Raw genomic sequence first — 26,136 nt, 5'->3', positions numbered from 1 at the left:
AGGATCGGCCAAGCTCTCTGTCTTCCCATATATAACGCTACGTTAAGGCTTGCACCGTTCCGGCTCGCTCTTTAGGATCGCTCGCAGCTAATCGATATGGCCCCTTTGGGCACCTATTTAAGGAATTCGTACCTTGTCTCTCTCTATCGAGGCGCTGCGCCGCCGTCTCTCTGCCTGCATGAACCTCGACGCCCGCCGCCTTTCCAGCCGTCTGCACAGGGTCAAGAAGCTGCCCGAGGTCAAGCAGGCTGCCGTGCTTGAGACTATTGCTGCTGATTTGGCCGTCGCCGAAGCGCGCTATCAAACCCGTCTGGCCGGAGTGCCAAAGGTCACCTATCCGGACAATCTGCCAGTCAGCCAGAAACATGCGGAGATCGCCAAGGCGATTCAAGAGCACCAAGTGGTGATCATCGCAGGGGAAACCGGTTCGGGCAAAACCACCCAGATCCCCAAGATCTGTCTGGCGCTCGGGTGCGGGGTGAAGGGCTTTATTGGCCACACCCAGCCGCGCCGTCTGGCGGCCCGTACCGTGGCGGCCCGTATTGCCGAGGAGATGGAGTCCGAACTCGGCCACTACGTGGGTTACAAGGTGCGCTTTACCGATCAGGTGAGCGAGCAGACCCACATCAAACTGATGACCGACGGTATCCTGCTGGCGGAGATCCAGAACGACCGGATGCTCACCCAGTACGACACCATCATCATCGATGAGGCCCACGAGCGCAGCCTCAATATCGACTTCATTCTGGGCTATCTCAAACAGCTGCTACCAAAACGCCCCGACCTCAAGGTGATCATCACCTCGGCCACCATAGACCCCCAGCGCTTCTCCCGCCATTTCAACAAGGCGCCGGTGATCGAAGTCTCCGGTCGCACCTATCCGGTGGAGGTGCGCTACCGTCCACTCACCAGTGACAAGAGTGAAGGGCTGGAAGAACGCGATGAACTGCAGGGGATTTTCGATGCGGTGGAAGAGCTGGCCCGCGAAGGGCTGGGGGACATCCTCATCTTCATGAACGGCGAGCGGGAGATCCGCGATACCGCCGATGCCCTGCGCAAGCTCAATCTGCGCGACACCGAGGTGCTGCCGCTCTACGCCCGCCTCTCCAACGCCGAGCAGAACAAGGTATTCCAGCAACATGCCGGACGGCGCATCGTGCTCGCTACCAACGTGGCGGAGACCTCGCTGACGGTGCCGGGCATTCGCTACGTCATCGATCCGGGCACCGCCCGCATCAGCCGCTATTCCTGGCGCACCAAGGTGCAGCGCCTGCCCATCGAGCCGGTCTCCCAAGCCAGCGCCAACCAGCGCAAAGGGCGTTGCGGTCGGGTGGCAGACGGTATCTGTATCCGCCTCTACTCGGAGGAGGATTTCAACGGCCGCCCGGCTTTTACCGACCCCGAGATCCTGCGCACCAATCTGGCCTCCGTCATCCTGCAGATGTTGGCGCTCGGCCTTGGCAACATGGAGGCGTTCCCCTTCGTCGAGCCGCCCGAGTCACGCCATATCAAGGATGGCCTGACCCTGCTCAAAGAGCTGGGGGCGGTAAGGGAATTGCCCGCCACCGGCGAGCGCGAAGCCAAACTGCAGCTGACCGAAACCGGTCGCCAGCTCTCGCGCATCCCTCTTGATCCGCGTCTGGCGAAGATGGTGATCAGCGCGGCGCAGACCGGCTGTTTGAGCGAGGTGATGGTGATCACCGCCGCCCTCAGCATTCAGGATCCCCGCGAGCGGCCCATGGAGAAGAAGCAGGCCGCCGACGAGCAGCACAGACGCTTTGAAGACAAGGATTCCGACTTCCTCGCCTTCGTCAATCTGTGGAACTACCTGAAAGAGCAGCAGGATACCCTTGGCAGCAATCCGTTCCGCCGCATGTGCCAGAAGGAGTTTCTCTCCTACCTGCGGGTGCGCGAGTGGCAGGACATTCACTTCCAGCTGCGCCAGACGGTGAAAGAGCTTGGTTTTAAAGCCAACCATGAACCTGCAGATTTCAAGACGGTGCACTGCGCGCTGCTGACCGGCCTCTTGAGCCATATCGGCAACAAGGATCTGGAAAAACCGGAGTTTCTCGGCGCCCGCAACGGCCGCTTTCACCTGTTCCCGGCCTCGGGTCTGTTCAAGAAGCCGCCCAAGTGGGTGATGGCCGCAGAATTGGTGGAAACCTCGCGCCTCTACGCCCGTATCAACGCCAAAATTGAGCCCGAGTGGGTGGAGCCGCTGGCAGGCCACCTCATCAAGCTGCACCACAGCGACCCCCACTGGTCGAAGAAAAACGGCGCCGTAATGGCCAAGGAGAAGGTGACCCTCTATGGCCTGACCCTGGTCAACGAGCGTACCATCAACTTCAGCCGTATCGATCCGGCGCTGTGTCGTGAGCTGTTTATCCGCCGCGCGCTGGTGGAGGGGGATTTCGAGACCCGTCACCGTTTCTTCAGCGATAACCGCAAGCTCTTGGCCGAGGTGGAGGCGCTGGAGCACAAGTCGCGGCGTCGCGACATCCTGGTGGATGACGAGGATCTGTTCCGCTTCTACGATGCCCGTTTGCCGGAGGAGGTGATCTCTGCCCGTCACTTCGACAAGTGGTGGAAAGAGGCGCAAAAGCGGGATCCCGAGCTGCTCAACTTCGAAAAAGAGATGCTGATGAAGGGGGATGCCGCCCACATCAGCGATCTCGACTACCCCAACTTCTGGCAACAGGGGCGCCTCAAGCTCAAGTTGACCTATCAGTTCGAGCCGGGTGAGGCGGCGGATGGTGTGACCCTGCATATTCCGCTGCCGCTCCTGAATCAGGTGGAGGTGAAGGGGTTTGAGTGGTTGATCCCCGGGCTGCGTCACGAGCTGTTGGTGGCCCTTATCAAGTCGATGCCCAAGCCGATGCGCAAGAACTTTGTGCCGGCGCCCAACTATGCCGATGCGCTGCTCGCCAGTATCAACCCCGAGCAGGGGCCGCTACTGGACGAGATGGAGCGCCAGCTGCGGCGGATGACTGGCGTGACCGTGCCCCGTGAATCCTGGGACTGGGCTGCGGTACCCGATCACCTGAAACTCACCTTCCGGGTGGTGGATGACAAGCACAAGAAGGTAGCGGAAGGCAAAGATCTGGAGGCATTGAAAGAGTCCCTGCGCGGCAAGGTGCAGGAGACCCTGTCGCAAGTGGCGGATGATGACATCGAGCAGTCCGGTCTCACTCTGTGGAGCTTTGGCGAGCTGCCGCAAGAGTACAGTCAGAAGCGGGGCGGGTTCGAGGTGAAGGCCTATCCGGCCCTGGTGGATCAGAAGGATTCGGTTGCCATCCAGCTGGTGGAGAGCCCTGTGGTGCAGCAGCAGCTGATGTGGGCCGGTCAGCGCCGGCTGGTGCTGCTCAACGTGCCATCTCCTATCAAGTATCTGCAGGAGAAGCTGCCCAACAAGGCCAAGCTGGGGCTCTATTTCAACCCGTTTGGCAAGGTGGCGGAGCTGATAGATGACTGCATCGCGTGCGGCTGCGACAAGCTGATCGAGCAGCATGGCGGGCTGGCTTGGGACGAGGCCGGTTTCGAGGCGCTCAAGGAGTTTGTCCGCGCCGAGCTCAACGATGCGGTAGTGGAGGTGGCCAAGCAGGTGGAAGCCGTGCTGACGCTGTCCCATGAGATCAAGAAGCGGCTCAAGGGCAAGATGCAGCTCGACACCGCTTTTGCCATGTCAGATATCCAGCAGCAGCTCGGCAACCTTATTCACAAAGGTTTTGTCACCGAGACCGGCTGGCAGCGGTTGCCTGACTTGCTGCGCTATCTGCGCGCCATCGAGCGTCGCCTGGAGAAGCTCGCCATCGATCCCAACCGGGATCGGGTCTACATGCTCAAGGTGCATAGCGTGGAGTCGGAGTACAAGGCGCTGCTGGCCAAGATCCCCAAATCCCAGCTTGTTCCCACCGAGGTGGCCAATATCCGCTGGATGATCGAGGAGCTGCGCGTGTCGTTCTTTGCCCAGAATCTGGGGACCCCTTATCCGGTCTCCGATAAACGGGTGCTTAACGCCATCGCTCAGTGCTAAGCTGCTATCTAACTGTTTTAACAGCATGATAGCGGGTGATGAGAAGGGGTTGCCGGTCAGGTAGCCCCTTCAAACCGCAAATCAGGGAGGCAAGGATGCTGGGGATCTGGTTGAGTGTGGCGCAGGTGGTGATCAGCGGTTACCAACCCATCGCGGAACAAACCTGGGTACAGTTGAACCCGGAATATTACCCGCTGGCGCGCACGCCGCCTGCGATGTTTGTGGCTTGGCGTGGCAATCAGTTTCCGTCGCTGGCCCAAAAGCAGAAGCACGGTCGCTGGCAGATCCTCTTTCCCGCCCGATTGGTGCCCCCTTTCGATCTGTTCGAGGGGGAGGCGCAGCTCTCCAAAACCTATCTGGCAAGGCTGCGGCGCATCGACGAGATGGCTTACGGGGTCGTCCCCGGGCAGGCTGTTGCGGCTGCTGCAATCGTGCAGCAGGGGAGTGGTTCCCCTGATTATCACGCGCAACCTGTCGCGCCCTTTATTGCCGAGTTCCGCACACCCCAAGAGGCGTTCGGTGGTGTTGATATGCCCAGCGATCCCGCCGAGAACGAACCTCTTCTGGTTCAGCTGGGGGTGACCTTTCGCACAGCGGGGATGAGTGGTATCCAAGGGTATGAGGGAGTAGCGAGCACCGATATAGCGCTCGCCAGCCACACGGATAGCTTATCCGCAGGCAGTGACATCATGCTTACCCTCTCGGCTCCTGCGGCCGGCGGTCCACAAACTGTGTGTCATCAGGTCGCCGCAGGGGAGACCCTGTGGCGTATAGCGAACCAGTTATCCAGTGCTCGGGGAGCCGATACCTACAGCTATTTGCTGGCGCTGGTGGCAGAGAACCAGCAGCGGCTTGGCAAGAGCATTCGAGTCAGAACGGGGGAGGGTCTCTACTGCCCGCGCGCCGAGACCTTGGCGCGGTTTGATGCCCTGAGCCCGGCTCAGCGTCAGCAGCAATTCGCCCGGTTGGAGCAGGGGCGCTAAATGCAGAGTCGGTACCTTGTATCAGAGTTTGGCCCGTGGTAGTATTCGCGCTCGTTTTGCGAGGTGCTGACCGGTCGCAGTTAGCACCATAAATTCATCCAAAAGAGATACATACTATGTCTTTCGTATTCCAAGCTGAAGTCCGTTCTGACCTGGGGAAAGGTGCGAGCCGCCGCCTGCGTCAAGCTGACCAAGTTCCTGCCATCGTTTACGGTGCAGGTAAAGAAGCTCTGTCCATCACTGTTGACCACAAGAAAATGATCCTGGCTCAAGAGAAGCCGGAATTCTATGAGTCTGTACTGACTCTGGTTATCAACGGTGAAGAAGTTAACGTAAAAGTGAAAGCTATCCAGCGTCACCCGGTACGTTACAAGCTGATCCACCTGGACTTCGTTCGCGTTTAATAGCGAACCGTCAGGTTGAAGAAAAGCCACTCTCAGGAGTGGCTTTTTGCTATCTGGTATCTTGTGAGCAGGCTGAAGGGACTTACCTGATAAGCCAGCAAGGCGGTTATCCCAGCTGGCTAAGGGCTTGTTGGCAACGCTGCTCGGCGGCATCAAGCTCCAGCAGTACCATCCTGATATCTTCCATCTGCTGTTGCAGTGTCTCCCGTTTTTCCTCAACCAGTCCCAGCATGGTCTGTAACTGGGTGCGGCTGCTCTTGTCGGCATCATAGAGATCAAACAGCTCGCGGATCTCGGCGAGGCTGAATCCGAGCCGCTTGCCGCGCAGGGTGAGCTTGAGGCGAACCCGATCCTGCTTGCTGTAAATGCGGGTTTGTCCCTCTCGGGCGGGATTGAGTAACCCCTGATCCTCATAAAAGCGGATACTGCGCGTCGTAATATCAAATTCCCGGGCCAGCTCACTGATGCTGAAGCGCCGTCCTTCATCCTTGTTGTTCATACAGACTTCTTGGCGAACTAAATCCTGTCTGCACCTTACCTAAACGTAAACTGCACTGCAACTCTTGTTCCATTGCGTCAGAACCCCTATGTTATGGCCATGTAACAAACAGAGGCAGGCAAATGGATATTGCAATTGTGGCGGCAAAACGGACTCCGATGGGGGCGTTTCAGGGGGCATTGGCAGAGGTGACTGCGCCTGAGTTGGGTGCCTATGCCATCGAGGCGGCACTACAGCAAAGTGGGCTGAGTCCGGAGCAGGTCGATGAAGTGTTTATGGGCAATGTGCTGGCGGCGGGCGTGGGGCAAGCGCCAGCTCGGCAGGCGTTGTTGAAAGCAGGGTTGCCAGATAGTGTGCCTGCTACCACGGTCAACAAGGTGTGCGGATCCGGCATGAAAGCTGTGATGCTGGCGGCGGATACCATCCGCCTTGGTGACAACAGGGTGGTGGTGGCAGGGGGGATGGAGAGCATGAGCCGTGCCCCCTATCTGCTGGATAATGCTCGCAGCGGCTTTCGGATGGGGCATCAAAAGGTGCTGGACCACCTCTTCCTCGACGGTTTGCAAGATGCCTATGATGGCCAGCTGATGGGGATACATGCCCAGCGCAGCGCCGATCAGGCCGGTTTGACCCGCACTGCCATGGATGAGTTTGCCCTTGCGTCATTGCAGCGGGCCCGCGATGCGCAGCAAGCCGGCGCGTTTGTGTCCGAACTGACAAGCGTCTATCGCGGTGAACGCTTGTTGCTGGCCGAAGACGAGCAGCCCGGCAAGGGCAGACCGGAGAAGATCCCTACCCTGAAGCCTGCGTTTGGCAAGGAGGGCACCATTACGGCGGCCAATTCGAGCTCTATCTCGGACGGTGCGGCGGCGCTGATATTGATGGATGGCGCCACGGCGCAAGCCTGGCAGGTACCAGTGCTGGCACGGATCGTCGGTTATCAGAGCCATGCAGCATTGCCCGCCGAGTTTACCTCTGCGCCCATTGGCGCCATTTCACGCTTGCTGGCGCGTCTGGCATGGTCGGTGGAAGAGGTGGATCTGTTCGAGATCAACGAGGCCTTCGCCATGGTCACCATGCTGGCCATGAGCGGGGTCGGCATCCCTCATCACAAGGTCAATGTGCATGGTGGGGCTTGTGCGCTTGGTCATCCGCTGGGGGCGAGTGGCGCGCGCATTCTGGTGACGCTGATCGCCGCGCTGCGGCAACGGGGTTTGCGGCGAGGCGTGGCCGCGCTCTGTATCGGAGGCGGTGAGGCGACAGCTATCGCGGTCGAGGTGAATGACGAGACGAGTTAATTGGTGGCTTCCATCGCCAGCAGTTGTTCCGTGACCCAGGTGGTGGCGGCCAGATAGAGGTGACTAACCTTATCCTCGCTCAGCCCCAGGCGGGCTGTTCTGGCCGTTACCCGCGACCAGTTGGCGCTCTCGTAATCTTCACAAAACGCGAGGTAGAAACCCAGATTGCCTTTGCGCTCCAGCAGCGCCAGTCGAATATCGTCGATAAGAGGGATAGTGCCGAGCAGCTTGTCCATCGGCTGCTCCATCAGTACATCCAGCAGGGAGAAGAGACCGGTGATAAAGGCCTGTTGTGCCTGCTGGCTCGGGGCGTGGGCGTGGGCCAACAGTTCACAGAATCGAGCACGGATCATCGACATCTGGTAGAGTTCGGCGCTCTTGCCCTTGCCCGCACTGGTCGCGGCTACTAGCGAGACAAAGCGTTTTAGCTGGGTGTTGCCCAGATAGATGGCAGCCTGGCGAAATGACGAAATAGGGTTGGTGTGGCCTTTGAGATGGTTGACATAGCGCAACAGCTTGAGGGAAAGGGAGATATCCTGACTGAGCAGCTGCTCAATCTTGTTGATATCAGGCTCTGCCTCGTTGACCACGTTGAGCAACTGCATCACCACGACTTGCGCAGGCTCCATGGTGGCTTGCTTGACCATCTCGGGTCGACTGAAGAAAAAGCCCTGGAACAGCTGGATCCCCAGCTGTTTGACCCGCTCGAACTCCGCCTTGTCCTCTACTTTTTCCGCCAGATAGGTGAGCCCCAGCGTCTGATGCCGCTGGATAAACACTTTGATCTGCATCAGGGGGGTGGCACGAAGATCAAACTTGATGATGTGGATAAAGGGGAGGAAGCGCTCCCAATCCGGCGACATGGTGAAGTCATCGAGTGCCAGTTGATATCCCAGCTTGTGCAACTGTTTCACCTTTTCCAGCAGGGCATCATCCGGTGGGGAATCTTCCAGGATCTCAATCACCACTTTTTCGGGCGGCAGGCACTCTGCCAATCCCTCCAGCAGCAGTGAGTGGGGGAAATTGATATAGCAGGGGCGGCCCCCCAACAGCTGATCGATATTTTGTTGCAGGAACTGTTCGACCACCAGGCGTGACGTCGCCTGCTGGGAGGAGATACTCGGGAAGACATTATTCAGACTATCGCGAAAGAGCAGCTCATAGGCATGAGTGTTGAGGTCTCTGTCGAGGATCGGCTGTCTTGCTACGTAGGAATACATGCCTTGCTCCAGTAAAGGTACTGGGTTGATTTTATGGTGTTGCAGAACACTATGCCAGTGTTCACCTTATTGAGTAAGGCAATAATTGGCATAGCGTTTTTTTGCAGGGAAGGAATTTAGAAGAGATAGCTCAATTGTGCACCAGCCAGCCAAGCATCTCCTTCGGAGGTACCATCAAAGCGGGATTGATAGCTGCCTTGGGTGAAGCTTTCATGCACGTCTACTTTCTTGCCATCGATCAGGGTCAGCCCCAGATCCACGCTCAGGTTGGGCGTGAACTGATACCCCATTCCCAGGCTATACCAGAGGCGATCGGCATCCGGGATGGAGATGGTACGACGATCGGCTGGCACCGGGCTGGCATCATAGGCCATGCCGGAGCGCAGTTGCCATTTGGCATCCAGTTGATAGGTCATCCCCAGAGCATAGCGCCAGCTATCTTCCCAATGCTCTTCTTTAATTGGTAGGGTGCCCAGATGAGCGAGATTGGCCGTCAACGATGTAAACTTGCTCCAGTCAGTCCAGTTGATGCTGCTATGGATCGCCAGTTTATCGTTTATCTGCTGGAAGAGTGCCAGCTCAGCCGTCGCAGGCAGCGGCAGCACCAGATTGCCTTGATCGCTGATGCTTACAAATGTACCCGGCACTACTGGCACTGGCTTACTCAGGGTCGCATCCCCCTTGAGCTTGAGATCAACGCCATTGCGGTAGGAGAGACCTATCCGGGTTCGCTCGCTGGGGGTCAAAAGAATACCTGTGTTCCAGCCGAGTTCGCGGCCATCGCCTTTCACATGCTTGGCAATGACGCTTTGACCATTGGTTAGGGTGGTGGGATAGGTGCCGCCTACTTCCCCTTCACCCTGAATGAGAGAGAGCCCCACCCCAATGGAGAGCATGTCGCTGACGCGATAAGCCAGCGCACTCCCCAAATCGACGGTTCTGATGTCAGAGATATTACCGAAATGACCGGCATGATAGCCCTGCGGCATCTTGATCCCCAAGCCGTAGTGAGAGGTGGCAGATAATCCCATGCTCAGACGTTCGTTAATCGGCGCAATGAAATATAGGTTCGGGATCCAGGCATCATCTGCGATATCGTTGGCTATGGCATTCTGGGTGCCGAAATTGTCGCGTACCTGGCCGCCGATATTGACATCCGGTTTCAGGTAGATAACGCCACTAGAAAGAGTAGGGCTACGAAAACGGGTGATAGCACCGGGATTGCGGCCCAATACTGAGGCATTGTCCGCAATAGCGGCCTCTCCAGCAAAAGCGCGGCCAAGACCCGTCGCTGATTGTTCTGATAACTGGTAGCCCGCGGCATGGGTCTGACCCGCGATCACCAGCAGGGCGATGGCGGATGGTTTGATGATGGGATGCATGGCAAGATCCTTGCTGTTACCCGAAGGTTCAATCGGTCATATGAATGGAGGCAGGATTTTATATGGTATGACCAGTAAGGCAACGGTAATGGCCAGTATCTGGATAAAACAAGATTTAATGCTGGGAAGGCGCGATCTAATAGCTTGATTAAAAAAGAAAAATAAACACATGTGTGCTACATGTGTGCGCTGAAATGGCTATTTCGGACAAAAAAAGAGCGCCTGATGGCGCTCTTTCAATTTTATCAATAATCAGAACTTCATGTTGAATTGGGCAGAGGCCAGGAAGGCGTTGCCGTGGGAAGTACCCTGCCAGCGTGGATTGTTGATAGTTCCATCGTGGCTTACCAAGCCCTCATTAACATCGACCTTCTTGCCATCAAGGTAGGCCATGCCAAAGTCAACGCTCATATCGGTGTTGATATGGTAGGTGGCGCCAGCGCTATACCAGATACGATCTGAGTCCGGAATACTCAAACTACGGTATTCAGCTTCAATCGGGGTGTTGTCATAGGCGAAGCCCAGACGCGCTTCCCAAGCCGGATTGATATACCAGGTACCACCGATGGAGTAGCGAGTAGAGTCTTTAAACTTTTCTGGCTTATAAAGACATACGCCTGGTTTGCCCGGAGAGTTACAACTGGCGCTTGTGGCATTCAATTCTTGGAAAGCACTCCAGTCAGTCCAGTTAACAGAGTAGTGAACGGCAAACTGTTGGTTCAGGCGATGATAACCGGCAAATTCAGCTTGAGCAGGCAGGTCTAGCTTCAAGTTACCATCTACAGTTGCGCCTTTGGTTGTGGTTGTGGAGCCACTAAAGTCACCGTCAAAGCTCATATCGACTTGTGAACGATAAGTCAGAGCAAAACGATGGTTTTCGTTAACTTCATAGAGAGTACCGATGTTCCAGCCAAAGCCCCAAGTATCCCCTTTAAGATGAGCGACGGAGGTCTCTGCAGGAGTTCCTGTTGGTTTACCAAGTACACCAGCAAAGCGATTCAGCTCTGCAGCACCATAAACAGCGTTAATACCAGCACCGATGCTGAGTTGTTCGTTAATTCGGTAAGCGATGTTTGGGTTGATATTGAAGGTGATAAGGGATGTATCACCAGCGCCCGAGCCGGCCGCAAAATTTTTGTCATATTCGGTAGACAGGCCGTAGTTGGAAAATAGACCAATACCCCATGCCCACTGGTCATTTAACGGTTGAATAAAGTAAGAGGCCGGAACAAATGCTGCTGGCGCAATCCCAGAAGCAGAGGCGTCACTATTAAAAACGTTTGGAATTGAAGCCCCGTTAGGAAGTGTGAGGTTACCACTAGTTTTTCCCTCCACATCAACATCCGGTTTGATGTAGGTGCCGGAGACAGAAACTGCCATCTTGTCGAAGGTGGTCATGGCGGCCGGGTTACGGGCCAGCACGGAGGCGTTGTCGGCAATAGCTGCTTCACCGGCATAGGCGCGACCCAGACCGGAGGCCGAGTGCTCGTTCAACTGGAATGCCGCAGCATGGACTTGACCGGTGGCCAGCGCGATGGTTGCGGCAATCAGGCTCTTTTTGAAAATAGTTGTCGTCATGGTGTTCTCTCTTGTAGGCAGATTTTTTTGCCGATATTGGCTGCACGTTCAATGCAAACCTCGACAAAATCCGTTTTTATTTCAGCTTCTTCCCAATCAATTCTGGCGTGATTCTATGGATCTGGTAGGAGGTAAGAAATCAGACCAGTGACAGCAGAATACATAAAAGTGATCGATGTGTTAATCATTTGTTTTAACTTGCTGTTTAATTCATCATTTTCACGGTCTAAAGGCGTAATATTGACCTGGATTGCCGATCTCCGTCACAAAAATAATTTTGTCAATTTTTCGAAATCTTGAGGCAAATGAGTGGCAAAGAGGAGTAATCAGGGGGAGAACAGGCAGCGGCTCGTGACCGCTGCCTGCAATTGAGGATGGTTCTGAGGTTGTTAACCGGCGATGTTAAATGTCCCACTGCAGACGTGACTGCAGGGCGTTGGCAACGGGGGCAAGTGGCTCTTTCATCTCGCCAATCAGTACCATGTTGGCGCCTTTGAGCTGGACAATCTCTCCTTTGAGGGTGCCATCTTGAAAGGTGGCCTGTTGCAGGGTTAATGGCACATGTTTGGGCACTAAAAAGAGAGTGACTGGCCCCATCTTTCCCTGGATCACCATGTGCAAGGCTGGTCCTTGATAAAACGAGCAGTGATTGACATAGGTCACCTTGAGCCCATCCATCCCGCTTAAGGTGGCGCCATACTTCTCCATCTTGGCATTGATGTTATGCAGATTGACCTGCTCATCGACACCTTCAATAAAGGGTTCTTCGCCATAGACATGAGCCATCGCCACCTGTGCGAGGGAGAGGGCCGCAGGAGCTGTTTCTGGCAGCGTGATCCAGCGGGTGCTCATTCCCAGCAGGAAGGCGACCGATGCAGCCAGGGCGATCTGGCGCCAGGATGTTGATGTCCGGAGCTTGACTGGCGCCGTGCCAAGGGGTCGGGATGGCGGCATCTCATCTTGCGCGTCACTGTCTTGCAGCATGGCTTGCCTGAGCAGGATCCGTTCGGCCAGTCCGGCGGGAACCTCTACCTGCATGGCGCGCTTGAGGCTTCTGTCGAACTGCTTCATCTCGTCGAGATAGTTCCGATTGGCTTGGCTGGCGTCAGCGGTTCTGAGAAAGTCCGGTTGTTGATCGTTGGGCTGGATCATGGCGTTGCGGCGAAATTCGAGTTCATCCATGTCCGTGTCCTCTTGCTTGGTTCTTCTGCTCCATCGCCTCCTTGATCTGGTTGCGGGCGCGAAACAGGCGGGTCATGACGGTGTTCTTGTTGAGGCCGAGCATCTCGGCAATCTCCTCACCACTGAATCCTCCCACGACTTGCAGCAGCAGTGGCTCCTGGTACTCCTCGGGTAACCGGGCGATGTGACGGTGCAACCACTCGTTCTCCATCTCCTGTTCACTGTGCAGCGCATCGTGCTGGGGTTGAGGGTGATCGTCGAGATCCACCAGCTCCAGCTGTTTGCGTTCAAAGCGGCGGGCGTTTTCCCGTCTGAGGATAGTGATCAGCCACCCTTTGGCCGCCTTGTCATCCTGCAGGGTGTCGATAGCCTTCCAGGCACGCAGGAAGGTCTCTTGCACCAGATCTTCCGCCACGTTGGGATCCCGGGTCAGCCAGTAGGCATACCGATAGAGATCGCCATGCAGCGCATGAACCAGTGCTTCAAATATGGTTTGTTTGTCAGCCATGGGATCAGAGACCGGCGAAGTGGCCGGATCATTTCCACCAATATGCTGCTGAGCACGTTTTTTTCTAAAAAACAGCAGTGCCATAGGGCAATCCTTGTCAGGGGGCGTGGCGGCGGGAGCGGGAACTCCCGTGCGCCAGCAGGTAAATCAGATGCGCAATACCGGCCGTTTCATCAGCCCTGAGGGACCGCGCCAGAGCGCGCCACTCGATGGGCGGGCCAGAAGAGGGCCGTGCAAAACAGGCTCGCTCGAGTGCGGCGAGCCCGTTGCCGAGCCGATTATGCCCAGCGTCTGGCAACTGGCCTAATTGATAATAGGAGACCTGCCAGCGCAAGGTCGCCCATCGGGTCAGTGCCTTGCGACTGGCATCCGGCTGGTGTCGGGCAAGGGCACGTTGCAGTTGATAGAAGGCGCGCCAGCGGGGCCAGTGGCGCCATAGCGCACGCAGCGTTATGGCCAGCACGGCCCACCAAAGGCTCTCTCGCAGTGCCATCTGCGATGTCTGCTGATCAGGTTGCCGATTTGTCGTTGCCTGAAACGTCAGCGTGATGGCTGGCAGGCTGGCCTGCTCAATCCGGCCACTTTGGGTATTAAACCAGGGCAGATCAATGGGGGGCAGCTGGTAGTCGCCGCTCTGCTCCGCGACCAGAGTCTGGCGCCACTGTCGCTCAAACAGCAGCTTGCCATCTCGGTAACGCTCCTGCTGTTGCTCGCCATCGGGATGTGCCTGTATGCCGTTTGGCAGTTGATGGGCCATCAGGGGGGCAAGCTGTATCTGGCCGCTGTCACCATTTTCCATGGTCAGGGTGAGGATCCGGATCAGTGGTTCACCCACTTCCCCCGTGGAGGCCGGTTCAAGCCGTTGACTCAGGGTCAGCCGGGTGGCCACCGGCGTGGCGGGGGCTTTGTCGACCCGAACCTCGAGTGGTGCCGCACGGGCCGAGAGTTTTTGCGGCTTGTTCCCTTGCTGCGTGAGCTGTCCCTGCAAGCGGGGTGAGTCGAGGAGCCATAGCCCAGGCGCTTTTGCCTGAATGAGCCAGCTGCGGGTGAGCCGGCCGGGTAGACCAGCCTGAACGGGGGCGATCCACTCGTCGCTACCGAGGCGACGGATGGTAAAGTGGGCAGAGCTGAGCTCGCTCAGGGCCGGGTTTTGCATGCTGGTAGGCAGCCAAAGAGTCAGGCGGTAGATCACCGGCTGGCCGGGATAGAGAGGGCCCTGATGATCAAGGCTGGCCTGCATCTCGAGGGGCGAGGGGGCTGCGGGTTGCGGCAGCGCCGCTGTTTTCACCTCTCTCAATGGCAGGGTGAGCGAGGGGGTGAACTCATTTCCGAGCTTGAGCGGGGCAATCACCACCTTTGTATTAGCGGGTGAGTCGCTCTGGTGCAGCGGGATCTGCCAGCGAGTCAGTTGTTGTACCGGGGTCGTGACCCGGCTCATGGTCACTCTGCCCACTGCAAACTGGCGCAGTAGGGGGGTGAGCTCAAGCTCGCTGCTCTGGCGCTCGCCATCCGCTTCGATGATCAGCAGCCAATCGCTGGGGTCTACCCCCGGCAGCAGCTCTGCTCGGGGGGGCAAGGCCCAGCAAAGTGGACTCGCGAGTGCGAGCAACAGCCCCCATCCTGCCCGCGTCACCAGGGCTCCTCCACCTTGATCAGATCCCGGCGCAGCGCCTCTTTGCGCAGTCGCTGCTCCAGCAGCAACACCGGGGGAGAGGGGGGCAGGGGCATTGCTGCAGCCTGCTGTTCAGCCGATGGCTTGGGTTGCTTGCTGGTGCTGGTATCGGGAGCGGCGGCCGTACCGCCTTGCAACAGAGAGAGGTTATAGAGCGCATCTTCATGGCCGGGTTCAAGCGCCAGAGCGGCCAGATAGGCCTCTTTGGCTGCGGCAAACTCCCCCAGTTGCAGCAGGGCATTGCCGCGGTTGTAGTGGGCAGTGGCGCTCGTCACTTCTTGATAGGCTGCGATAGCTTGCCGATAGACTCCGGCCCGATACCAGGCGTTGCCGCGCCAGACTGGATCGTTGAAGGTGCGAGCTGCCCGTTGAAAATCCCCCTCTTGATAAGCCTGCATCGCTTGCAGGTCTACCCTCTCTGCTGCTTGCAGGTCTTGTGGCGAAAGCAGCTGAGCACCCACCATCAGCGCCATCATCAACCGGGCGCCGACTCTGGCCAGCAAGGCCAGCGATAACAAGGGGATCAGCAGCCAGGGGCCTAAATCGAGAGGCGCCGGGGTGAGGGCCGAGGTCGTGGTGGGGAGGGGAGCAAAGTGGGGGACATCGCTATCAAGCCATTGCAGCTCACCGCCGAGGCGATTGGCCAGTGCGGCAATGGCCTGACTATCGGGGGCGGGCAACTGCGCGGGCATGCGGGTGGCAAACCCCAACTCATTGGCCGGAATGGCGGGCATGGGTGCCGGTTGACCGCTGCTGGCAAGCAGAATATCGAGGCGTGCCGACTGGGTGTGGCGGCAAAGAAGCCGTTGCTGGCAGGGCCACAGAGCGGCGATTTGGGTCATCTGATTCCGGGTGAGGTCGTCGGTGATCAGCAGCAGACGCGCTTGTTCTCCAGGGGCCAGCTGCTTCATGGCAAGTTCCACCGCCCGTGCCGGGTTGCTGCCCTGCAGCGGCATGATATCGGGGCGCAAGTCGGGCAGTAGCAGCGAAAGGGCCTGATGATCCCGGGTTGGCGGCATGGCGAGGTAGGCGTCGCCTGCGTAGAGGATCAGCGCAATGCGCTCGCCCTTGGCGCTGCTCAGCAGCTGCTGTAATTGCCATCTGACCCGGGTCGCCCGATCTGGTTTGAGATCGGTGGCGGTCATCGAGCGTGACAAGTCCAGTAGCCAGATATCTAGCGGTGGTGCAGGCTGCTGTTGCAGCTCACCGCGCAGTGCCGGTCCACTCAGGGCCAAAATGACGGGCAGGGTTGCCAGCCAGAGCCAGGGACGTTGAGGACGGGATGCTGGCAGCAGATAAGCCTGCATCGCAGGTGCGAGCAGCGGGGGCTGGCGACGACGGTGCCACCCTTGCCAGAGCCAGGGGATGAGTGCGATCAGCCACAGGGGGCGGAGCAAGATCAGCTCCATCTGCGCGCGCCTCGTGCCAGCCAGTTACGCACCATGCGAAACTCCAGTCTGCCGTGCCTTGATGGCAGAAGCAGCAAGCCACAAAGCAGTGCCAATGGCCAGGGGTAGAGCTCGATCACCGGCTGGTACTGGGCAACGGGCATAGGGGCAGGTTCAAGGGCATTGAGAGTCGCATTGATGGCATCGAGATCGCTTTGGGTTCGCGCCCTGAAATAGCGCCCCTGTCCTGTCCGGGCCAGCGCTTGAAGAAGCGGCTCGTCCAGTTCGCTGCTGGGATCGGCCTGACCGCTGCCCGCCTCATCGTAGGGTTGGATAAAGGTATCGGGATCGGCCCCGACCCCCAGCGTGTAGATCCGTATTCCCTGCGCTGCGGCGAGTTTGGCCTCCTGCAGCGGGTCGGCATTGCCTGCGGTATTGCGGCCATCAGTGACCAGCAGCAGGGCGGTGGGGCGACCCGGATCCCCATGCTGACGTGCCAGCTGGATCGCCTCGCCAAGGGCGGTGGTTCGGCCGACCAGATCAAAATCGAGCTCGTCGCTCAAGGTCAACAGCGCCGGGATCTCCTGAGTGAGGGGAGAGAGCAGATAGGCGTGATCGGCAAAGACGATGAGGCCCACCCTGTCTCCGGCCCGTTTGGCGATCAGCGCCTTGATCTGCTGGCGCACCGCCGTCAGCCGTGCTTGCTGCTCGCCGTTATCGAGCATATCAGGGGTGCGCATGCTGTCTGACAGATCCACCGCCAGCAGCAGATCCCGACTCCCCTCATATTGGACCACCGGTTCCCCCCACCACTGGGGGCGGCAGAGGGCGAGGATAAGGGCGCACCAGAGCAGCATGGCGCGCCAGAGCGGCAATCCGGCCTGAGGGCGCAGCAGCGCAAACCCGGGGTGAGCCAGATAGCCGCGGCGCAGGGGCGGCAAGCCGAAGCGCACCAGCAAGGGCAGTACCAGCGCCAGCGCAAACCAGGGCCAGGCCAGGATCATGAATGCCTCCGTGCGGTTTTACGCCCCGAGCGGGGGGAGAGCTGCAAGAAGAGGGTCTGACCCCAGCGCCGATAATCTTGCCGCAACTGTTCGCACTGCTCGCTGCTCGGGTTCTGGCTGCCATAGAGCCAACCGCTCCAGTGAGGGGCGAACTGGCTGAAATCGCTGCCCCCGTGGCGATCGACGAAGGCGAGCCACGCCTCTCCCTGCAATTGGCGCGCCTCGGGCCAGCGTTGCAGTGCTTCATGACGCAGGGCCTCCTGTATGCGTGCCACCAGCAGCGCCGGATCTCCCTCCAGCTGATGACACCAGCGGCGGTAACGTATCACTCTCCGGGCAATCAGGACGATCAGTAGCAGCAATAAGCCGGTGATCAATAGCCACAATAGCGCCAGCACTCTGGGATCAAGACTCTGTTCAATCAGATCCGGCCCCGGGTGGATGTCGCGCATCAGGGCGGCCAGCGGCGGGGTGATAGCCTCGGAGGCGGGACTGGCGCTGTCGAGTTCGGCGGGCGAGATCATCCCTGATGACATAACCCCTCCTGCCACTGCTGTTGCAGCGTCTGGCTGTTATCGAGCAGATAGAGGCGCTGCACCAATGGCAACAGCAACTGCTTGCCGTGGGCCAGCTGCTGCTCGGCGGCATGCCGGTAGCGCTGGGAGAAACCGGCATGGCTCCCATCCAGCCAGCCTTGATAGTGCTGCCCTGGCCGATCGATAGCCACTGGCAGCTGGCCGTCAGGGGGAAGGGCTGCCTCGAGGGGGTCACGGATCTGCCAATAGTGAATATCGTGGCGGCGGGAGAGCAGCTGCAATTGCTGACAGAGCGCCGACTCGCAGGGTCTGTGATCGGTGATGATCGTCAGCTTGGCACCGTGAGGCAGCTTCACGCCGGACAAGGTGTCGCCCAGCGAGTGAGAAAGCGCCCGGCGGGCCAGCCCTTGCTGATAGTGATGGCAGAGGGATTCGAGCAGGGGCAGCACGCTGCCGCGCTGGCTCTGGTGATTTGGGATAAGCCCGTGGCAGATCAGGGTGTTGTGCAGCTTCTCCCCTTGCCAGATCAGGGCTGCAGCCAGCTCGCACCCCAGTCGCGCCTTGAGCTGCAGCGTGGAGCCGAAATACATGGCGGGGGAGAGATCAAGCAGCAGCCAGTGCGCCTGATCCAGCTCTTCACTATAGAGACGGGTATAGGGACGACCGAGGCGTGCGGTCACTCGCCAGTCGATATGGCGCACCTCGTCACCAGCCTGATAGGCGCGCAGCTCCCGAAACGTGAGTCCGGGAGAGCGGACCGGTTTGCCGCGTTCGCTGCTGCTTCTGCCTGCGTGAGGTGGCTTCCTGGCCTTGGCCCATAGCCGGATATTGAGCAGCCGTGGCAGCGACAGGGCGATATCGGGATGCAGACCGGGTTCTAGGGGCATGGCACCTGATCCAGCAGTTGGGCGATCAGGATATCGTTATCCAGATTGTCGGCCAGTGCCTGATAGCTGGGGATAAGGCGGTGGCGCAGCACCGGATAGGCTTGCAGCTGAATATCTTCCGGCAGCACATAATCACGTCCGGCAAGCCAGGCTCGGGCGCGGGCGGAGCGAGCCAGCCCCAGCGTAGCCCGAGGGCTGGCCCCCACGGCAATCAATGGCTCAAGGGCAGGGCACAGGCCGCTGCCCGGGCGAGTGGCGCAGACCAGCTCCACCAGATAGTGTTCCAGTCGGCTTTGCATGGTCACCGCCAGCACCTCGCTGCGGGCACGTTGCAAGGTGCTCTGGCTCAGGATCACTGGTGCCGCGCCAAGCTGTTCGCCGCTGGCGTTGAGCTGCAAGATGGCGAGCTCCATGGTGGGGCTCGGGTAGTCCACCATCAACTTGAGCAAAAAACGGTCGAGCTGAGCCTCCGGCAGGGGATAGGTTCCCTCCTGCTCGATAGGATTCTGGGTGGCGGCGACCATAAAGAGAGGCGGCAGCCGCCAGCTCTTTTTGCCCACGGTGATCTGGTGTTCGGCCATGGCTTCCAGGAGTGCTGATTGCACCTTGGCCGGCGCCCGGTTGATCTCGTCCGCCAGCACCAGATGGTTGAAGAGGGGGCCTGGCTGGAATACAAAACTGGCATCCTGCGGGTGAAACACCTCGCTGCCGGTGAGATCGGCAGGAAGCAGGTCGGGGGTAAACTGGATACGGGCAAAGCGCCCTTCGACGGCGCCAGCGAGCGCCTTGACGGCGCGGGTTTTGGCCAGCCCGGGAGCCCCTTCGATTAACACATGTCCTTCACATAACAGGGCAATCAGGAGCCCTTCTATTAGCTCCTCCTGCCCCAGGATCTGACTGCCAAGATAGTCCCTAAGTGCTCTGAACTCGGCCGCTGCCATGCGATAAACCCGTTGTTTTTATGGAAGTTGATCTTTTTATACTCCAGTTGCTCCCCAAGGGCGAGCAAAGGGGCCTTGCCGTGCTTAATTTAGTTTCAATCAGCTGTATGAAACTTGTGATTGGATTGTTAAGATGTGGCGCAATGAGGTCAGACCTCTGCCTTTTAAACCAAGGAGCCAGGATGAAACAGCCATTGAAACTGACGACTCGCCAGGGCGAACGGATTGCCGTCGTGGCGGGGCTGCGTACCCCCTTTGCCAAGCAGGCCACCGCCTTTCATGGCGTGCCTGCAGTCGATCTCGGCAAACTGGTGGTGAGCGAAATGCTCGCCCGTACCGATCTTGATCCCAAGCTTATCGACCAGCTGGTGTTTGGTCAGGTGGTTCAGATGCCGGAAGCCCCCAACATTGCCCGTGAAATCGTGCTTGGCACCGGCATGAGCGTCAATACCGATGCCTATAGCGTCTCCCGCGCTTGCGCCACCAGTTTTCAGGCGGTGGCCAACGTCACCGAATCCATCATGGCCGGTACCGTAGACATCGCCATCGCCGGCGGTGCTGACTCCTCCTCCGTGTTGCCTATCGGGGTGAGCAAGAAGCTGGCCCGCGCCCTGGTGGATCTCAACAAGGCGCGCAATCTGCAGCAGCGCTTCAATATTCTGCGGACATTGAGGATCAAGGATCTGCTGCCGGTGCCGCCCGCTGTGGCGGAATATTCCACCGGCCTCTCCATGGGGCAGACCGCCGAGCAGATGGCCAAGAGCCACCAGATCAGCCGCGAGGCGCAAGATGCGCTGGCTCACCGCTCCCACACTCTGGCCGCGCAGGCTTGGGCCGATGGCAAGCTCAGTGGCGAGGTGTTTACCGCCCATGTGCCGCCCTACAAGTCGCCGCTGGAGCGGGACAACAATATCCGTGAAAGCTCGGATCTCGCGAGCTACGCCAAGCTCAAGCCGGTGTTTGACCGGGTTCATGGCACAGTGACTGCGGCCAACGCCACGCCGCTGACCGATGGCGCCGCCGCAGTGTTGCTGATGCGCGAAGGTCGGGCGAAAGAGCTGGGACTCGAACCGCTTGGCTATATCCGCAGCTTCGCCTTCTCGGCCATCGATGTCTGGCAAGACATGCTGATGGGGCCCTCCTACGCTACGCCGCTGGCGCTGGACAGAGCTGGTATCACGCTCGGTGATCTGACCCTGATCGACATGCACGAAGCCTTTGCCGCCCAGACGCTGGCCAACCTCAAGATGTTTGCCAGCCACGAGTTTGCCCGTGACAAGCTGGGCCGCGATCAGGCCATCGGCGAGGTGGACATGGAGAAGTTCAACGTCCTCGGTGGTTCGCTGGCCTATGGCCACCCCTTTGCCGCGACCGGTGCGCGGATGATCACCCAGACCCTGCACGAGCTGCGTCGTCGCGGCGGGGGACTGGGGCTCAACACCGCCTGCGCGGCGGGTGGATTGGGCGTGGCTATGGTGTTGGAGGTTGAATGATGAGCGCTAAGACTTTTTCCCTGGATGTTCGCAAAGATGGCATCGGCATCCTCACCATGGATGTGCCGGGCGAGAGCATGAATACCCTCAAGGCCGCCTTTGTGGAGGAGATCCGCACCGTGCTGGCCGAAGTGAAACGCAACAAGGATTTGATCGGTCTGGTGATCACCTCCGGCAAGAAGGACTCCTTCATCGCCGGCGCTGATATTACCATGCTGGCCGCCTGCACCAGTGCCAAGGATGCCGAGACCCTGTCGCGAGAAGGGCAGGAGATCTTTGCCGAGATCGAGGGGCTGACCATTCCGGTGATCGCCGCCATTCACGGCCCCTGCCTCGGTGGCGGGCTGGAGCTGGCGCTGGCCTGCCATGGTCGGGTGGTGACCGATCACGGAAAATCTGTGCTGGGATTGCCGGAAGTGCAGCTCGGTCTGCTGCCGGGCTCTGGCGGTACCCAGCGTCTGCCTCGCCTCATCGGGGTGGCCAAGGCGCTGGATCTGATGCTGACCGGCAAGCAGGTGCGGGCCAAACAAGCCAAGAAATTGGGGCTGGTGGACGATGTGGTGCCGCCGTCAATCTTGTTGGATGCTGCCATCAAGCTGGCCAAGAAGGGCAAACCGCGCCATCAGTTGAAACGGGATCTGCAGGGCAAGGTGCTGGAGACCAACAAGCTGGGCCGCAAGGTGCTGTTCGATCAGGCCAGCAAGGGGGTGAAAGCCAAGACCCGCGGCAACTACCCGGCGCCGGAGCGGATCCTGGATGTTGTGCGCATCGGCGTGGAGGAGGGGATGAAAGCCGGTCTGGCCGCTGAATCCCGCCACTTTGGCGAGCTGGTGATGACAGCCGAGTCTGCCGCTCTGCGCTCCATCTTCTTTGCCACCACCGAGATGAAGAAAGAGGTCACCTATCAGGGGGCCGAGCCGCGCAAGGTGGGCCACGCGGCCGTGTTGGGCGGTGGTCTGATGGGGGGCGGCATTGCGTTCGTCACCGCTACCAAGGCGGGCGTGCCGGTGCGGATCAAGGATGTGGCAAGCGCCGGGATCGGCAATGCCATGCGCTACAGCTACGACATTCTGGCCAAGAAGCTCAAGCGTCGTCACATCTTGCGCAGCGAGCTGGAAAAGCAGATGAGCCTGTTGACCGGTACCCTCGACTACTCCGGTTTCCACCGGGTGGACATGGTGGTTGAGGCGGTGTTTGAAGATCTCAATCTCAAACACCAGATGGTGAAAGACGTGGAGCGCGAGTGTGGTGAGCACACAGTGTTTGCCTCCAACACCTCTTCCTTGCCCATCAACCAGATTGCGGCAGAGGCGGCGCACCCGGAGCGAGTCGTGGGGCTGCACTACTTCAGCCCGGTGGACAAGATGCCGCTGGCGGAGATCATCCCCCACGCTGGCACCAGTGCCGAGACGGTCGCCACCACCCTGGCTTTTGCCCGTGCCCAGGGCAAAACCCCCATCGTGGTGAAGGACGAAGCCGGTTTCTATGTCAACCGCATCCTGGCGCCCTACATGAATGAGGCGGCAAGACTGGTGCTGGAAGGGGAGCCGGTGGAGGTGCTGGATAGCGCGCTGCTGGACTTTGGCTTCCCGGTTGGCCCCATCACCTTGCTCGATGAGGTGGGGATCGATGTGGGCGCCAAGATCTCCCCCATCCTTGAGAAAGAGCTGGGCGGCGAGCAGTTCCAGGCGCCCAAGGCGTTCGACAAGCTGCTGCAAAATGATCGCAAGGGACGCAAGAACGGCAAGGGCTTCTACCTCTATGGCAAGGCGGCACCGCGCAACAAGCTGACTGGCAAAGAGGGCAAGAAGACGGTGGACGAGAGCGTCTATGGCGTGCTCGGCATCAAGCCGTCTGCCAAGCTGGCTCGTCAGGAGATCGCCGAGCGCTGCGTGTTGCTGATGCTTAATGAAGCGGCCATGGCGTTGGATAGCGGTGTGGTGGCGTCGGCCCGTGATGGCGATATCGGCGCCATCTTCGGTATCGGCTTCCCACCATTCCTTGGCGGCCCGTTCCGCTACATGGACACGCTTGGGATTGATCATCTGGTTGGCCGTCTGGAGTATTACCAGAAGCGCCATGGCGACCGGTTCGCCCCCTGTGCCCGTCTCAAGGCGATGGCCGCAGAGCAGCAGACCTTCTACTGATAATCGCTGCAGAGTGACCGCAAGGCAAAGAGGCCCGCACATTATGCGGGCCTCTTTCTATATTGTGGTTTGTTCGGGTTGTGCTGCGATGATGAAGGCAGAGGCGAAAGCTGATAAAAAACGGCCCACTGAAGTGGGCCGTCGAGATATAGGGGCATGGGTCAGATCCCCGGTTTGCGCTCCGGACAACGGCCGATGATATCGGGTGGTAGTTCACCGTTGTCCTGCTCCAGCACTACATCAAACCCCCACAGCTGATGCAGGTGTTTGAGCACCTCATGGCGTGAGTCGCCAAGGGGTATGCGGTTGTGGGGCACATAGCGCAGGGTGAGGGAGCGATCCCCCTTCACGGCAACGTTGTAGACCTGAATATTGGGTTCCAGATTGCTGAGGTTGTATTGGGCCGACAGGGTATTGCGCACCTGACGGTACCCCTCGTCATTGTGGATGGCGGAGACCTTCAGATAGTTCTTCAGATCGTCGTCATCAATAGCGAACAGCTTCATATCCCGCATCACTTTCGGGCTTAAGAACTGGCTGATAAAGCTCTCATCCTTGAAGTTCTGCATGGCAAAGTGGAGGGTTTCGACCCAGTTGCTGCCGGCATAGTCGGGGAACCAGTATCTATCCTCCTCGGTCGGGTTCTCGCAGATGCGGCGCAGGTCGGTAAACATGGCAAACCCTAGCGCATAAGGGTTGATCCCCGAGTAGTAGCGACTGTTGTAAGCAGGTTGATAGACCACATTGGTGTGGCTGTGCAGCACCTCCATCATGAAGCGATCGCTCAGCTTGCCCTCGTCATAGAGGTGATTGAGGATGGTGTAGTGCCAGAAGGTGGCCCACCCCTCGTTCATCACCTGAGTCTGCTTTTGCGGATAGAAATACTGGCTGATCTTGCGCACGATGCGCACCACTTCCCGCTGCCAGGGCTCCAGCAAGGGGGCATTCTTCTCGATGAAGTAGAGAATGTTCTCCTGGGGCTCTGCGGGGTAGCGCCTGTCCTCCACGCCAGCCGCTTTATGCTGTTTGGGCAGAGTACGCCACAGCTCGTTGACCTGAGTCTGCAGATAATCTTCCCGCGCCTTCTGGCGCCGCTTCTCCTCGGCCATCGAGATCTTCTGGGGACGCTTGTAGCGATCGACCCCGAAGTTCATCAGGGCATGGCAGGAGTCGAGCAGCTGCTCCACTGCCTCGATGCCATGCTTCTCTTCACACTGGGTGATGTAGTTCTTGGCGAACAGCAGGTAGTCGATGATGGAGGAGGCATCGGTCCAGGCTTTGAACAGGTAGTTGTTCTTGAAGAAGGAGTTATGACCGTAGCAGGCGTGGGCCATCACCAGCGCCTGCATCGGCATGGTGTTCTCCTCCATCAGGTAGGCGATGCAGGGATCTGAGTTGATGACGATCTCGTAGGCCAGCCCCATCTGGCCGCGCTTGTAGTTGCGCTCTGTATGGATAAAGCGCTTGCCGAACGACCAATGCTGATAGCCGATGGGCATGCCGACGCTGGAGTAGGCATCCATCATCTGTTCGGCGGTGATCACCTCGATCTGGTTGGGGTAGGTGTCCAGCTTGTAGAAACGGGCGACCCGGGCGATCTCCTGGTGATAGGTCTCCAGCAGATCGAAGTTCCAGTCTGGTCCGTCATCCAGTGGCGCTACACGTTTTTCTGTTTCGATCATGTGACCTCCTCACGCCGCTTGTTTCTTGAACAGCTCGCGGAACACCGGATAGATATCCTCGACCTTGCGAATGTGCTCCATCGCAAAGTGGGGGAACTGGCTGGCTACCGACTCATATTCGTGCCACAGGGTCTGGTGGGCACGGGTGGTGATCTCGATGTAGGAGTAGTACCGCACCCTTGGCATGATGTCCCGCGCCAGGATCTCCCTGCATTGCGGTGAGTCATCGGCCCAGTTGTCACCATCCGACGCCTGCGCCGCATAGATGTTCCACTGGTTGGCGGGGTAACGCTCATTGATGATGTCGTTCATCATCTTGAGGGCGCTGGATACGATGGTGCCGCCAGTCTCCTGGGAGTAAAAGAACTCGTGTTCATCCACCTCCTTGGCCTGGGTATGGTGGCGGATATAGACCACCTCGACGTTCTTGTAGGTCCGGCTCAGGAACAGATAGAGCAGGATATAGAAACGCTTGGCCATCTCCTTGGTGGCCTGATCCATGGAGCCCGAGACGTCCATCAGGCAGAACATTACCGCCTGGCTGGAGGGGACGGGCCGTTTGACGAAGTTGTTGAATTTGAGATCGAAGGTGTCAATAAACGGCACCGCATCGATCCGTCGTTTCAGCTCTCTGATCTCCTTCTCGAGCAGGGCTATTTCCGCAAAGTGCTCGTTGGGATCGGTGGCCAGCAGAGCCAGCCGCTCTTCCAGTTCGTGCAGTTGGCGTTTCTTGCCCGCTTGCAGCGCCATGCGCCGCGCCAGCGAATTTTGCAGGGAACGCACCACGTTGATGTTGGCGGGCACCCCGTTGGAGGTGTAGCCCGCCCGATAGGTTTTCACCTCCATTAGCTGGTTGAGCTGGGTTTTCTGCAGCCTGGGCAGCTCCAGATCTTCAAACAGCAGATCGAGATACTCATCCTTGGAGATCTGGAACACGAAGTCATCGGCCCCTTCACCCTGATTGGATGCCTGCCCCTCGCCGGAACCCTGTCCGCCGCCCCCTCCTTTGGGGCGGTCAATCTTGTCGCCGGAGACGAATTGATCATTACCGGGATGCACCATCTCCCGTTTACCGCCTTGCCCCTGATGGAAATGGGGCTCGCCGATATCCTTGGTCGGGATGCTGATGCTCTCGCCCTTGTCTACGTCCTGAATGCTGCGTTTGGAGACAGCATCCGAGACCGCTTGTTTTATCTGCTTCTTGTAGCGGCGGATGAAGCGCTGCCGATTGACAGCGCTTTTGTTTTTGCCGTTGAGCCTGCGGTCGATAAAATGCGCCATAACTCCCCCTTGAACAGT

Annotated in this window: 20 protein-coding genes; 6 read left to right on the top strand and 14 right to left on the bottom strand. The window is 58.7% G+C overall.

Annotated features, from left to right (window positions below; all coding sequences use genetic code 11):
• The first annotated feature begins 133 nt into the window (after positions 1-133).
• The 3 genes from hrpA to rplY all read left to right on the top strand — a co-directional run bounded on the left by hrpA (position 134) and on the right by rplY (position 5,420).
• Positions 134-4,033 carry an ATP-dependent RNA helicase HrpA gene (gene hrpA / locus ACW5XC_RS07160; protein ID WP_042053765.1) on the top strand — a complete coding sequence of 1,300 codons (3,900 nt, stop codon included), beginning with the start codon at positions 134-136 and terminating at the stop codon, positions 4,031-4,033.
• 95 nt (positions 4,034-4,128) lie between these two features.
• Positions 4,129-5,016: a hypothetical protein gene (locus tag ACW5XC_RS07155; RefSeq protein ID WP_042053762.1), complete on the top strand. Its 888-nt coding sequence runs from the start codon at positions 4,129-4,131 to the stop codon at positions 5,014-5,016.
• A 116-nt stretch (positions 5,017-5,132) separates the two neighbouring features.
• On the top strand, positions 5,133-5,420 hold the full coding sequence (gene rplY, locus ACW5XC_RS07150) for a 50S ribosomal protein L25 (protein WP_005333252.1): 288 nt from the start codon (positions 5,133-5,135) through the stop codon (positions 5,418-5,420).
• Positions 5,421-5,526: 106 nt separating this feature from the next.
• Here the strand turns inward: rplY and ACW5XC_RS07145 are convergent, their stop codons facing one another.
• Complete coding sequence (locus ACW5XC_RS07145) at positions 5,527-5,919, bottom strand: MerR family transcriptional regulator (protein ID WP_005360322.1); 393 nt, start codon at positions 5,917-5,919, stop codon at positions 5,527-5,529.
• Between the two features lie 122 nt (positions 5,920-6,041).
• Here ACW5XC_RS07145 and ACW5XC_RS07140 point away from each other — a divergent pair, with 122 nt between their 5' ends.
• The gene (locus tag ACW5XC_RS07140) at positions 6,042-7,217 is read left to right on the top strand and encodes a thiolase family protein (protein ID WP_042053760.1); all 1,176 of its coding nucleotides are present in this window, start codon (positions 6,042-6,044) and stop codon (positions 7,215-7,217) included.
• On the opposite strand, the gene ACW5XC_RS07135 is transcribed toward ACW5XC_RS07140, so the two are convergent.
• From ACW5XC_RS07135 to ACW5XC_RS07085, 11 genes are all read right to left on the bottom strand, one after another.
• Positions 7,214-8,437 (bottom strand): EAL and HDOD domain-containing protein, encoded by a 1,224-nt coding sequence (locus ACW5XC_RS07135; RefSeq protein WP_042053758.1) that lies wholly within the window; start codon positions 8,435-8,437, stop codon positions 7,214-7,216. The genes ACW5XC_RS07140 and ACW5XC_RS07135 overlap by 4 nt on opposite strands.
• Before the next feature lie 116 nt (positions 8,438-8,553).
• Positions 8,554-9,819, bottom strand: a complete 1,266-nt coding sequence (locus ACW5XC_RS07130; RefSeq protein ID WP_042053756.1) for an outer membrane protein transport protein — start codon at positions 9,817-9,819, stop codon at positions 8,554-8,556.
• Between the two features lie 252 nt (positions 9,820-10,071).
• The gene (locus tag ACW5XC_RS07125; RefSeq protein WP_040065665.1) at positions 10,072-11,397 is read right to left on the bottom strand and encodes an outer membrane protein transport protein; all 1,326 of its coding nucleotides are present in this window, start codon (positions 11,395-11,397) and stop codon (positions 10,072-10,074) included.
• Between the two features lie 402 nt (positions 11,398-11,799).
• Complete coding sequence (locus ACW5XC_RS07120; protein WP_042053754.1) at positions 11,800-12,579, bottom strand: DUF3379 domain-containing protein; 780 nt, start codon at positions 12,577-12,579, stop codon at positions 11,800-11,802.
• Complete coding sequence (locus ACW5XC_RS07115; protein WP_042053753.1) at positions 12,572-13,171, bottom strand: sigma-70 family RNA polymerase sigma factor; 600 nt, start codon at positions 13,169-13,171, stop codon at positions 12,572-12,574. The genes ACW5XC_RS07120 and ACW5XC_RS07115 overlap by 8 nt, the downstream gene beginning before the upstream one ends.
• 13 nt (positions 13,172-13,184) lie before the next feature.
• Positions 13,185-14,696, bottom strand: coding sequence for a BatD family protein (locus tag ACW5XC_RS07110; protein ID WP_042053752.1), 1,512 nt, complete (start codon positions 14,694-14,696; stop codon positions 13,185-13,187).
• 20 nt (positions 14,697-14,716) lie between these two features.
• Positions 14,717-16,168: a VWA domain-containing protein gene (locus ACW5XC_RS07105; RefSeq protein ID WP_042053751.1), complete on the bottom strand. Its 1,452-nt coding sequence runs from the start codon at positions 16,166-16,168 to the stop codon at positions 14,717-14,719.
• On the bottom strand, positions 16,159-17,151 hold the full coding sequence (locus ACW5XC_RS07100) for a VWA domain-containing protein (RefSeq protein ID WP_074042622.1): 993 nt from the start codon (positions 17,149-17,151) through the stop codon (positions 16,159-16,161). The genes ACW5XC_RS07105 and ACW5XC_RS07100 overlap by 10 nt, the downstream gene beginning before the upstream one ends.
• Entirely contained in the window at positions 17,148-17,687 is a 540-nt protein-coding gene (locus tag ACW5XC_RS07095) for a DUF4381 domain-containing protein (protein WP_042053748.1), read from the bottom strand. Before ACW5XC_RS07095 ends, ACW5XC_RS07100 begins: the two co-directional genes overlap by 4 nt.
• Entirely contained in the window at positions 17,672-18,574 is a 903-nt protein-coding gene (locus tag ACW5XC_RS07090) for a DUF58 domain-containing protein (protein WP_042053746.1), read from the bottom strand. Before ACW5XC_RS07090 ends, ACW5XC_RS07095 begins: the two co-directional genes overlap by 16 nt.
• Complete coding sequence (locus ACW5XC_RS07085) at positions 18,565-19,515, bottom strand: AAA family ATPase (RefSeq protein ID WP_042053744.1); 951 nt, start codon at positions 19,513-19,515, stop codon at positions 18,565-18,567. The genes ACW5XC_RS07090 and ACW5XC_RS07085 overlap by 10 nt, the downstream gene beginning before the upstream one ends.
• 182 nt (positions 19,516-19,697) lie before the next feature.
• Between ACW5XC_RS07085 and fadI the strand changes: the two genes are divergently transcribed.
• Both fadI and fadJ read left to right on the top strand, forming a co-directional pair.
• Positions 19,698-21,008 carry an acetyl-CoA C-acyltransferase FadI gene (gene fadI, locus ACW5XC_RS07080; RefSeq protein ID WP_042053742.1) on the top strand — a complete coding sequence of 437 codons (1,311 nt, stop codon included), beginning with the start codon at positions 19,698-19,700 and terminating at the stop codon, positions 21,006-21,008.
• A complete protein-coding gene (gene fadJ, locus ACW5XC_RS07075; protein ID WP_042053861.1) occupies positions 21,008-23,155 on the top strand; it encodes a fatty acid oxidation complex subunit alpha FadJ in 2,148 nt (715 codons plus the stop codon). The genes fadI and fadJ overlap by 1 nt, the downstream gene beginning before the upstream one ends.
• A gap of 161 nt (positions 23,156-23,316) precedes the next feature.
• Here the strand turns inward: fadJ and ACW5XC_RS07070 are convergent, their stop codons facing one another.
• Entirely contained in the window at positions 23,317-24,837 is a 1,521-nt protein-coding gene (locus ACW5XC_RS07070) for a SpoVR family protein (RefSeq protein ID WP_019445117.1), read from the bottom strand.
• A gap of 9 nt (positions 24,838-24,846) precedes the next feature.
• Positions 24,847-26,118, bottom strand: coding sequence for a YeaH/YhbH family protein (locus ACW5XC_RS07065; RefSeq protein WP_042053738.1), 1,272 nt, complete (start codon positions 26,116-26,118; stop codon positions 24,847-24,849).
• Between the last annotated feature and the right edge of the window lie 18 nt (positions 26,119-26,136).

The organism is Aeromonas sp. 25-AL00135, assembly GCF_054052385.1.
The sequence above is the reverse complement of the archived record's forward strand: the minus strand, read 5'-3'. Positions and strand labels throughout refer to the sequence as shown.